The organism is Pseudomonas sp. GM55, from assembly GCF_000282395.1.
GTDB lineage: Bacteria > Pseudomonadota > Gammaproteobacteria > Pseudomonadales > Pseudomonadaceae > Aquipseudomonas > Aquipseudomonas fluorescens_CC.
In genome coordinates, this window is sequence record NZ_AKJJ01000134.1 from 23,100 (window position 1) to 34,396 (window position 11,297).

Annotated in this window: 9 protein-coding genes; 8 read left to right on the top strand and 1 reads right to left on the bottom strand. The window is 59.8% G+C overall.

Going from position 1 to position 11,297, the window contains the following annotated elements; all coding sequences use genetic code 11:
* Positions 1-185: 185 nt before the first annotated feature.
* The 8 genes from PMI31_RS25535 to PMI31_RS25570 are packed head-to-tail and all read left to right on the top strand — an operon-like array spanning position 186 to position 9,174.
* The gene (locus PMI31_RS25535; protein WP_043302653.1) at positions 186-1,100 is read left to right on the top strand and encodes a GDP-mannose 4,6-dehydratase; all 915 of its coding nucleotides are present in this window, start codon (positions 186-188) and stop codon (positions 1,098-1,100) included.
* Positions 1,097-2,068, top strand: coding sequence for a GDP-mannose 4,6-dehydratase (gmd, locus tag PMI31_RS25540; RefSeq protein ID WP_008022312.1), 972 nt, complete (start codon positions 1,097-1,099; stop codon positions 2,066-2,068). The genes PMI31_RS25535 and gmd overlap by 4 nt, the downstream gene beginning before the upstream one ends.
* Before the next feature lie 3 nt (positions 2,069-2,071).
* Positions 2,072-3,514, top strand: coding sequence for a mannose-1-phosphate guanylyltransferase/mannose-6-phosphate isomerase (locus PMI31_RS25545; RefSeq protein WP_008022314.1), 1,443 nt, complete (start codon positions 2,072-2,074; stop codon positions 3,512-3,514).
* The gene (locus PMI31_RS25550; protein ID WP_008022316.1) at positions 3,515-4,312 is read left to right on the top strand and encodes an ABC transporter permease; all 798 of its coding nucleotides are present in this window, start codon (positions 3,515-3,517) and stop codon (positions 4,310-4,312) included.
* A complete protein-coding gene (locus PMI31_RS25555) occupies positions 4,312-5,565 on the top strand; it encodes an ABC transporter ATP-binding protein (RefSeq protein ID WP_008022318.1) in 1,254 nt (417 codons plus the stop codon). The genes PMI31_RS25550 and PMI31_RS25555 overlap by 1 nt, the downstream gene beginning before the upstream one ends.
* Positions 5,562-6,929, top strand: a complete 1,368-nt coding sequence (locus PMI31_RS25560) for a glycosyltransferase family 4 protein (protein ID WP_008022320.1) — start codon at positions 5,562-5,564, stop codon at positions 6,927-6,929. The genes PMI31_RS25555 and PMI31_RS25560 overlap by 4 nt, the downstream gene beginning before the upstream one ends.
* Entirely contained in the window at positions 6,913-8,043 is a 1,131-nt protein-coding gene (locus PMI31_RS25565) for a glycosyltransferase family 4 protein (RefSeq protein ID WP_008022323.1), read from the top strand. The genes PMI31_RS25560 and PMI31_RS25565 overlap by 17 nt, the downstream gene beginning before the upstream one ends.
* Entirely contained in the window at positions 8,044-9,174 is a 1,131-nt protein-coding gene (locus PMI31_RS25570) for a glycosyltransferase family 4 protein (RefSeq protein ID WP_008022325.1), read from the top strand.
* Between the two features lie 8 nt (positions 9,175-9,182).
* Here PMI31_RS25570 and mrdA read toward each other — a convergent pair whose 3' ends face one another.
* Positions 9,183-11,075 (bottom strand): penicillin-binding protein 2, encoded by a 1,893-nt coding sequence (gene mrdA, locus PMI31_RS25575; RefSeq protein ID WP_008022327.1) that lies wholly within the window; start codon positions 11,073-11,075, stop codon positions 9,183-9,185.
* Positions 11,076-11,297 lie beyond the last annotated feature (222 nt).

Genomic DNA, 11,297 nt, shown 5'->3' on the forward strand with positions numbered 1-11,297 from the left:
AATCAGGCTACGCTGACGAGAACTGACCGGTCACGATGGGACCTGTTGAAATTGCCGAGCAAATGGCACAGATTGGCGACCAAACAACTACAACAAAACAGTTCATCTGTCTTTACGAGCAATCCTGTTGATTCGTGAGACCCTTTCCAAGGAAATGGATGGAGTGTATGACCCGGGGGTCGCTGTTGAAAAAATGTCTGTTTGTCACGGGTCTGACCGGATTCGTCGGACAACACATCCAATTGCGTTTGCAGGCTGATGCCTCGGAATGGGAGCTTCTACCTGTTCCTTGCCGCTACGATCTCGCTGCGCCGGACAGTCTCGAAGGCTTGTGGCCGCAAATGCCCGATGCGGTGATTCACCTGGCCGGCCAGACTTTCGTCCCGGACGCCTTTCGTGATCCGGCGCACACCCTGAATGTCAACCTGCTGGGTACCCTCAACCTGCTGCAAGCCCTCAAGGCGCGCGGATTCACCGGCACGTTTCTGTACGTCAGCTCCGGTGATGTCTATGGCCAGGTCACTGAAGCCGATCTGCCCATCACTGAATTGCAGCCACCCTGCCCGCGCAATCCCTATGCCGTCAGCAAACTGTCGGCAGAGTTCCTGAGTTTGCAATGGGGACTGAGCGAAGGCTGGCCCGTACTGGTCGCCCGCCCGTTCAACCACATCGGCAGCGGACAGAAGGACAGCTTCGTCATCGCCAGCGCCGCCCGTCAGATCTGCCGGATCAAACAAGGCCTGCAAGCGCCACGACTGGAAGTCGGGGACATCGACGTCACGCGCGATTTCCTCGATGTCGGGGACGTGGTCTCGGCCTACCTGGCCTTGCTGGAAAAAGGTACGCCGGGGCAGGTCTACAACATTTGCTCGGGGCGCGAGCAGAGCATTCGCAGTTTGATCGGACAACTGGCAGATCTTGCCGAGGTCGACCTGCAACTCGTCCAGGACCCTGCGCGACTTCGCCGCGCCGATCAGCGCCGTGTGTGTGGCAGCCCTGAAAGGCTGACCCGGATCACCGGATGGAAGTCCGAAATCACAACACAACAATCCCTGCGGGCGATCCTGTCCGACTGGGAGAAGCGAGTACGACAAGAATGATTAAAAGTGCATTGATCACGGGTATCACCGGCCAGGATGGCGCGTATCTGGCCAAACTGCTGCTCGACAAGGGTTACAAAGTCCACGGCCTGGTCGCGCGTCGCAGCAGCGATTCGCGCTGGCGCCTGCGTGAGATGGGGGTCGAAGCGGACATCGTCTACCTGGACGGCGACATGGCCGATGCCTGTTCAGTGCAGCGCGCGGTGATCAAGTCGGCGCCGGACGAAGTCTACAACCTCGCCGCGCAAAGCTTTGTCGCGGCTTCCTGGGACCAGCCGGTGACCACCGGCATCGTCGACGGCCTGGGCGTTACCCACCTGCTCGAAGCGATCCGTCAGTTCAGTCCGCACACGCGTTTCTACCAGGCGTCCACCAGCGAAATGTTCGGCCTGATCCAGGCCGAGCAGCAGGACGAGAACACACCGTTCTATCCGCGCAGCCCTTATGGCGTAGCCAAGTTGTATGGCCACTGGATCACCGTGAACTACCGCGAAAGCTTCAACCTGCACGCCAGCAGCGGGATTCTGTTCAACCATGAATCACCGCTGCGCGGCATCGAGTTCGTGACGCGCAAAGTCACCGACGCCGCCGCCCGGATCAAGCAGGGCAAACAGCAGGAACTGCGCCTGGGCAACATCGACGCCAAGCGCGACTGGGGCTTCGCCGGTGACTATGTCGAAGCCATGTGGCTGATGCTGCAACAGGACAAACCCGACGACTTCGTGGTGGCCACCGGCGTGACCACCACCGTGCGCGAGATGTGTCGGATCGCCTTCGATCACGTGGGCCTGAACTACCGCGATTACGTGAAGATCGACCCGGCGTTCTTCCGCCCGGCCGAAGTGGAAGTGTTGCTCGGCAACCCGGCCAAGGCCCAGCGTGTGCTGGGCTGGAAGCCAAAAACCGATCTGGATGCCTTGATCCGCATGATGATGGATGCGGACATGAAACGCGTTGCCAAGGAGTAGGCCATGCTGATTCCCGTGATTCTCTCCGGCGGTGCCGGGACAAGGTTGTGGCCGGTGTCGCGTGAAGGCCACCCCAAACCGTTCATGTCATTGCCTGACGGCCAGTCGCTGCTGGGCAAGACCTATCGGCGTGCCGCGGACCTGCTCGACGGCTGGGGCGATATCGTCACGGTGACCAACCGTGAGTACTACTTCCAGAGCAAGGATCACTTTCGGGACGCGCACCTTGGCCGCCATCGCGGTCACTTCCTGCTGGAGCCGACGGGGCGCAATACGGCGCCGGCCATTGCCGCCGCCGCTCTCTCGCTCCAGGCCTTGCATGGCGACGACGCGATCATGCTGGTCATGCCCGCCGACCATCTGATCGTCAATGTCGAGGCACTGAAGGACGCGGTCGAGCATGCCGTGACATTGGCCAGGGGCGGTCACCTGGTGACCTTCGGTGTGGTGCCGACCGCTCCGGAAACCGGCTTCGGCTACATTGAAGCCGGCACATCACTGGATGAAAAAGGCGCTGCCCGCGTGCGGCGTTTCGTCGAAAAGCCCGACCTGCAAACCGCGACTCATTACCTGGAAAGCGGCAACTTCCTGTGGAACTCCGGGATGTTCTGTTTCTCGGTCGCCACCCTGCTGGCCGAACTGCAAACCCATGCGCCCGCTTTGCTGGAGCAGACGCAAACCTGCATGGCCGCCAGTGCTCCCGTGGAAAACGCCGGGAGCGTGCAACAGGAACTGTCACCGCCCCTGTTTGGCGAAATCATGGACATTTCCATCGACTACGCATTGATGGAGCGCTCCGACAAGGTGGTTGTCGTGCCTGCCCGTTTCGACTGGAGCGATATCGGCTCCTGGGGTGCGGTGGCCGCGCTGGTGCCGGCGGATGCACAGAACAACCGCGCCGTCGGCGAGTCGATTTTCATCGACAGCCACAACAATTTCGTCCAGAGCGAAAACCGCCTGGTCGCGACCGTGGGCGTGGATAACCTGATCATCGTCGACACCGCCGACGCGGTGTTGGTGGCCCACGCCGACCGCGCCCAGGATGTGCGGCGGGTGGCCAGGCAACTCAAGGACAAAGAGCACGAAGCCTATCGCCTGCACCGTACGGTCAGTCGACCATGGGGCACCTACACCGTATTGGAGGAAGGTCCGCGCTTCAAGATCAAACGCATCGTGGTCAAGCCCGGCGCCAAGTTGTCGTTGCAGATGCACCACCATCGCAATGAACACTGGGTGGTGGTCGAAGGCATGGCCAAGGTCACCAACAATGGCACCGGCACTCACCTGGTGGCCAAGAACGAATCGACCTTCATTGCTGCCGGTCACAAGCATCGCTTGGAGAATCCCGGCGTGATCGACCTGGTGATCATCGAAGTGCAAAGCGGCGAATATCTGGGAGAGGACGACATCGTCCGCTTCGAAGATCAATACGGCAGGACGGTTTGAATGCTGCTTTCCCTTTACCGCACGCTGGGCAGCTATCGAGGATTCATCCTCGGTAGCGTCCAGCGAGAGTTTCAGGCGCGTTATCGCAATTCGTTGTTCGGTGCCCTGTGGACCGTGCTCAATCCGCTGTCGATGATCATTGTCTACACCGTGATTTTTTCCCAGATCATGCGTGCGCGTTTGCCTGGGGTGGATGACGGCATGGCCTACAGCATCTATCTCTGCGCCGGGTTACTGACCTGGGGCCTGTTCGCAGAAATCACGGTGCGCAGCCAGAACATGTTTCTGGATAACGCCAATCTGCTGAAAAAAATCAGCTTTCCACGGATCTGCCTGCCGGTGATCGTGCTGTTGAATGCCGGTATCAACTTCGCAATCATCATCGGCCTGTTCCTCGGCTTTCTGTTGATCACCGGTCGCCTGCCGGGTCTGGCGCTGTTGGCGCTCATTCCGCTGTTGGCGTTACAGGTGATGTTCTGTGCCGGGCTGGGGATTATTCTTGGCGTACTGAATGTGTTTTTTCGCGATGTCGGGCAATTTTTCGCCATCTGCCTGCAATTCTGGTTCTGGCTGACGCCAATCGTTTACCCGATGAGCATCCTGCCCGACTGGGTGCAGCGCCTGCTGCAACTCAACCCCCTGACCAACCTGATGACCAGCTACCAGAACATCTTCCTGTACGGCCAATGGCCCGTCTGGAGTTCACTGCTGCCGATCATGGTCGCCAGCGTATTGCTCCTGGTCATCGGGCTACGGCTGTTTCGGCAGAGGGTCGGTGAAATGGTGGATGAACTCTGATGGGGCACATACGCGTCACCGGCCTGGGCAAGGCCTATAAACAATACCCTACCCGCTGGAGTCGACTGGTTGAATGGCTGGTCCCGTTCTCGCCGATCCGCCATCGCCAGCACTGGGTGCTACAGGACGTGACCTTCCAGATTGCCCCCGGAGAATCGGTGGGTATCGTTGGGGTCAACGGCGCTGGCAAAAGCACTTTGTTGAAGATGATCACCGGCACCACCCAACCCACCTGCGGTTCCATTGAGCTCGAAGGCCGTGTCGCCGCCCTGCTGGAATTGGGCATGGGTTTTCATGCGGACTTTACCGGCCGGCAGAATGCGGTCATGGCCGGGCAACTGCTGGGCATGCAGGTCGAAGAGATAGAAGCGTTGATGCCGGAAATCGAACGTTTCGCGGAAATTGGCGATGCCATCGACCACCCGGTGCGCACCTACTCCAGCGGTATGCAAATGCGCCTGGCGTTCAGCGTGGCCACCGCGCGACGCCCGGATATTCTGATCGTCGACGAAGCCCTGTCGGTGGGCGACGCCTACTTCCAGCACAAAAGTTTCGATCGCATCCGCAGCTTCCGCAAAGCCGGTACCACGCTGTTGATCGTCTCCCATGACCGCTCGGCGATTCAGTCGATCTGCGACTCGGCGATCCTCCTGGAAAACGGCCACATGGCCATGTACGACACACCCGAAACCGTCATGGATTACTACAACGCCCTGCTCGCCGCGCGTGAAGGACAGACCGTGCGCCAGGAAATGCTCTCCGGCGGCCAGGTCAGTACCATTTCCGGAACGGGTGAAGCCAGGATTCTGAACGTGCGTCTGCTCGACAAACATGAGCGGTCCATCGACGCCGCCGAAGTCGGCCAGCCAGTCGTGCTGGAGGTGAATGTCGAGGTTCGCCAGGACATCGAACGGCTGGTACTGGGCTTCATGATCAAGGATCGCCTGGGCCAGGCCATGTACGGCATCAACACCCATCGCCAGGACCAGGCGCTGACCGATTTGCAGGCTGGCGAGCGCGTGACCTATCGCTTCGCTTTCGTCATGGGATTGGGCAAGGGTAACTATTCCGTGGCGTTGAGCCTGTCACGCCTGGATTCGCACCTGGACCGCAACTTCGAGTGGCGCGATTACGGGTTGGTGTTCCATGTGATCAACAACCGGCAGGAAGATTTTGTCGGCTGCTCGTGGCTGGCTGCAAAGACCACCGTTACGCGCTCGAGCGCGCCGGTCACCTCGGGGAGCACGCCATGACGCGTCTTTTGGTGGAATGCACCCACGTATTCCAACACCCCAAGGTCAATTCGGGCATTCAGCGGGTGGTGCGCAACGTCGTCAACCAGCTACCGGAATCGGTCGACGGTGTTGAATGCATCCCGGTGGTAATGCTCAGGGGCAAACTCTATCGGGTACTGAAACTCGGCGCGCTGAACATCCCGTTTTTCGATCAGTTGATGATGTTCGGCGGGCGACTTGGCCGTCTGGCACACCGTTTCTGGCAATGGCACCAGCGGCTCGACCAACGCCTGACATCGCGACTCGCCCGACGCGTGGTGTACGTGGCTTATCGACTGACAGCGCTCACCTGTTTCAGCCTTCCGCTACGTGTGATCGAGGGCATCAACCAGTATCAACTGCCCAAGCGTTGCGCACCGTTGCAGCATCAACCGGGAGATCAACTGGTGTTGCTGGATTCGTCCTGGCACACCGACTTTTTCCCGTTTGCCGAACAGCTCAAGCGTGAAGGCGTGGGCATTGTTTCAGTGGTCTACGATTTGATTCCCCTGACTCACCCGCAGTTCTACGACACACGGCTGGTGCAGGTGTTCAACGAGTGGTTTGACTGGATCACGCAAACCGCCGATGGCTACGTGGCCATTTCCGCCACGGTGCGTGACCAGGTGCGTGAAGAGGTTCAGCGCCGCCTGGGCCCTGCCAAGGCCAGCGAGTTGTGGTTCGATTATTTCCACCTGGGCTCCGAACTCGATCTGAGCGAAGTCACCGCCGCCGTGGAACCGCGCCTTGCCCGGCTGTTCGCGACGCCGGAGCCGGTGTTTTTGATGGTCAGTACCATCGAGCCGCGCAAAAACCACGCCTACCTGCTGGACGCCTTCGAACGGGCTTGGGCGGCGGGCTCCAAGGCCCGGCTGTGCATTGCCGGGCGAGTGGGCTGGAAGTGCGATGCACTGCTGGCCCGGGTACGTAATCACCCGCAACTGAACCAACGACTGTTCATGTTCAACGACCTGAGCGACACCAGCCTCGAACATGCCTACACCCACGCCAGCTCACTGGTGTTTCCATCTTTTGTGGAAGGCTTCGGCCTGCCGCTGGTAGAGGCCATGCAGCGTGGACTGCCGGCCATGGGCAGCGACATTGCGGTCTTTCGCGAAATCGGTGGCGAGTTCATGGCGTACTTCGATCTGGCCGAGCCACAAAGCCTGGCTGATCTGGTCATGGGTTTCGAGAGCAGCGGCCAGTTCCCGGCCACTCGCGACATCGCGGACTGGCGCTGGATCGGCTGGCGCGAAGCCAGTGCGCAATTGGCCGAACGCACCCTGCGCAATCTCCCGGATGTGCCACTCGTACAAGAGAGGCAACATGCGCATTGCCCTTAACGCCCGGATTCTCCAGGCGCCGCGCACCGGCATCGGCCACTACGTCGCCGAACTGGCAAACGCCCTGGCAGGTGAACCGGATGTTGAACTGGCGCTGTTTCATGGCTGGGGCTGGAGCACTGCGCTGCCTGAAGCGGCCATGCCCGGTTATTCCCGACTGACACCCTTGCTGCGGCAGATTCCGGGGGCCTATCAGGCCCGACGGTGGCTGGAACAGAAACGCTTCGATCTAGGCCGCGCGCAAGCCATCGACCTCTACCACGAACCGAGTTTGTGGCCGCTGTCGTTCGACGGCCCGACAGTCATCACCCTGCATGACCTGACACACCTGCACTATCCGCAAACGCAGCCACCGGCGCGCTTGCGAGAAATCGAACGGCGCGTGGCCGACGGCGTGCAACAGGCCAGCCTGATTCTGACCGACTCGCAATATATTGCCGACGAAGCCCAGGCACATTTCAGGCTACCGGCGCAGCGGTTTGTTGTTGCACCGCTGGGTGTAGCCGCGCGCTTTCACCCGCGCCCCCCCGAGGCTATCGACGCCGTACTCAAGACCCATGGCGTCGAAGCGCGGGAATACTTCCTCTGTGTCGGTACCCTGGAACCGCGCAAGAATCTGTCCCTCGCCCTACGCGCCCACGCACGATTGCCGGAATCAGTCCGTCAGCGTTTTCCATTGCTGATCGTCGGCATGGCCGGCTGGCAGCGCGAGCAGTTCAGCGAAGAATTGCACCAGGCCCTGGCCAGCGGGCATGTCTGTTTGCTGGGCTATCTGCCTGACGAGCACGTTGCGCAGTTGTTGGCCGGCGCCCGGGCATTGATTTTTCCGTCGTTATACGAAGGTTTTGGCCTGCCGGTGCTGGAGGCCATGGCCTGCGGCACGCCGGTCATTCTGACTCGACGCTCGGCCATGCCCGAAGTGGCAGGCTCTGCGGGTAACTATATTGAACCTGATGATCCCGACGGCTTGCGCAATGCAATGAGCCGTCTGATCGAGGATCCAGTGCATTGGCAGGCATGCCGAGAAGCCGGATTGCTACAGGCAGGGCTTTTTACCTGGGAACGCTGCGCGCAAGTCACGGCCAGCGCTTACCGCCAGGCTATGGGAGATTGAATGCGAGTTCTTCATTTTTTCAAGACGTACCTGCCTGACTCGGTCGGCGGGATCGAACAGGTGATTTTCCAATTGTGCGAAAGCGGTGCCCTGCACGGCGTTGAAGGCAAGGTGCTGACACTCAGTGCCGATCCGACACCCGCGGCGATGCAGATCGCTCACCATGAAGTCCATCGCGCCAGACTCGACATTCAGTTCGCCTCCACAGGGTTTTCCTGGAGCGTCTTCAAACAGTTTCGCGAGCTGGCGGCCGAGGCCGACGTGGTCAACTACCACTTTCCATGGCCGTTCATGGACCTGGTGCATTTCGCCAGCGACCTGAAAAAACCCAGCGTGGTGACGTACCACTCGGACATTATCCGCCAGAAACACCTACTCAGACTTTACCGGCCACTCATGAATCGCTTTCTGCACAGCGCCGATCGGATCGTCGCTGCATCGCCCAATTACCTGCACACCAGTGATGTGCTGCAACAGTTTCAGCACAAGACCCAAGTGATCCCCTATGGATTGAACAAGGCAGGTTACCCACAGCCGGGCAGCGATCGAATGGCTCACTGGCGGCAAAAGCTTGGCGACAAGTTCTTTCTGTTTGTGGGTGTGATGCGCTACTACAAAGGTTTGCACATCCTGCTCGACGCCCTGAAGGACCTGGATTACCCGACAGTGATTGTCGGTGCCGGCCCACTGGAAGCAGAGCTGCATGCCCAGGCCGCTGCCTTGGGTCTGCGCAATGTTCACTTCCTCGGGCGCCTGGGGGACGAGGACAAGGTAGCGCTGCTGCAATTGAGCTACGCCATCGTGTTCCCATCGCACCTGCGCTCCGAAGCCTTCGGCATTTCGCTGCTTGAAGGCGCTATGTATGGCAAACCGATGATCTCCAGTGAGATTGGCACGGGCACCAGTTACATCAACATCCATGACGAGACCGGGCTGGTGGTACCGCCGAGCAATCCGTCGGCGTTTCGTGAGGCGATGCGCACGCTTTGGGAAAACCCGGTGCTTGCTGCGCAAATGGGCGAGAAAGCGCAGGCCCGTTATCAAACCCTGTTTACAGCGGACGAAATGGGTCGCAAATGGGCGACGTTGTACGAGGAACTGCTGGAAGAAAAAGCCCTCGCCTACGCATGACGCTTTTCTCAGACGTGAGGATCGCCCTGCGCCTTGCTCGGCGCTGCGTACTGCGGCTTCAGGTGCCCGTCCTGATCGAGTAACCAGGCGTCCATGATCTCTCTTACGACCGGTCCGGCGACACGACCACCCGCCTCGCCGTTTTCGATCATCACCGAAATCACGATCTTCGGGTGCTCGGCCGGGGCGAAACCGACGAACAAGGCATTGTCGCGGTTACGCTCACGGGTTTTCTCCCGGTTGTAGCGCTCGCCCTGCTTGATCGCCACCACTTGCGCGGTACCACTCTTGCCGGCAATACGGTACTGCGCGCCCGTGGCTGCAGCCCGGGCAATTCCGCGGGCGTCGTGCATCACCATCTGCATGCCATGGTTGACCTGCTCCCAGTCGCGTGGATCCTTGAGCAGAATGTTCGGCATCGGATGCTCATCCACCGGCGCGACGCCGTCCACGGTCTTGGCCAGGTGCGGGCGGTTCCACACGCCTTTGTTGGCAATCAGCGCCGTGGCCTGGGCCAATTGCAGCGGCGTGACTTGCATGTAGCCTTGGCCGATACCGAGAATCACCGTCTCGCCAGGAAACCAGGCCTGTCGACGCGTCGCGCGCTTCCAAGCCTGGGATGGCATCAGGCCGGGGGATTCTTCATTCATGTCCAGGGAGACTTTCTCACCCAGCCCGAACATCGCCATGTAGTCGTGCAGGCGATCGATCCCCAGCTTGTGTGCGAGGTCATAGAAATAGGTGTCATTGGAACGCATGATCGCGGCATCCATATCCACCCAGCCGTCGCCGCTGTGGTTCCAGTTGCGGTACTTGTGATCGAAATCCGGCAGTTGGTAATAACCGGGGTCGAACACACGGGTCTGTGGCGTGACGACACCCGCATCGAGGCCGGCGATTGCCACTTCCGGCTTGATGGTCGAACCGGGCGCATAGAGCCCACGCAGCACACGGTTGAACAGCGGTCGGTCGATGGAGTCGCGTAGTGCGGAGTATTCCCTGGAGCTGATACCGGTGACGAACAGATTGGGATCGAAACTCGGGTTGCTGACCATGGCCAGCACTTCACCGGTCGACGGATCGAGCGCAACCACGGAGCCTCGACGATCGCCCAGGGCTCGTTCGGCGGCTTCCTGAAGCTTGACGTCGAGGCTCAGGACAATGTTTTCGCCCGGCACCGGGTCAGTGTGCTTGAGCACCCGCAGCACGCGGCCCTGAGCATTGGTTTCGACCTCCTCATAACCGACATGGCCGTGCAGTTGCGCCTCGTAGAACTTTTCGATCCCGGTCTTGCCGATGGATTGGGTGCCTCGGTACTCGACCGTATCCAGCGCCTTTGACTCTTTCTCGTTGATACGCCCGACGTAGCCGACCGAATGAGCGAAGTGCTCGCCCAACGGATAGTGTCGAACGAATTGCGGCTCGACTTCGAGACCCGGCAAGCGGAACTCGTTGACGGCAAGGACGGCAATCTGTTCTTCGCTCAGTTCATAGAACAGCGTCACGGGTACGAAGGGGTGACGTGCCTGCTTCATCGCCTTGTCGAACTGCGAGCGATCTTCAGCGGGCAAGTGCAGGAGATTGACCACTTCGTCCAGCTCGGCTTTCACATCGGTGGCGCGCTCGCGGGTGATGGTCAGGTTGAAGCTGGGCCGATTGTCAGCGAGGAGTACGCCATTGCGGTCATAGATCAATCCGCGGGTAGGCGTAATCGGCAGGACATGGACGCGATTGTTTTCGGAGATGGTCGAGTGATAGTCGAATTCGACGACCTGCAGGACGTACAGGCGTACCACCAGAGCACAGGTAATGGCGGCAACGAACAAGGCGCAGGCCATGAGTCTCTTGTTGACCAGGCGTGTTTCTTTTTCGTGGTCCTTGATGGGAATCGGTTCGGGCACTTGTGCAGCAACTCTTTGAAAAGAATGCCGATCCGTGGGCGCAAACTCAGTCCATTTAAAATGAGCTGCACCTTAACAAAACCGTGGAGTCAGGTTTGTGTGATTTCTTTCACAATTGACTTTGTAGGAGCGAGCTTGCTCCGGGCGGCGTTCCGACGATGGACGTTAACGATGACGCGGGAAACCTGACGCCCCGCGGTGCGCTCGGGTTTTTCGCGAGCG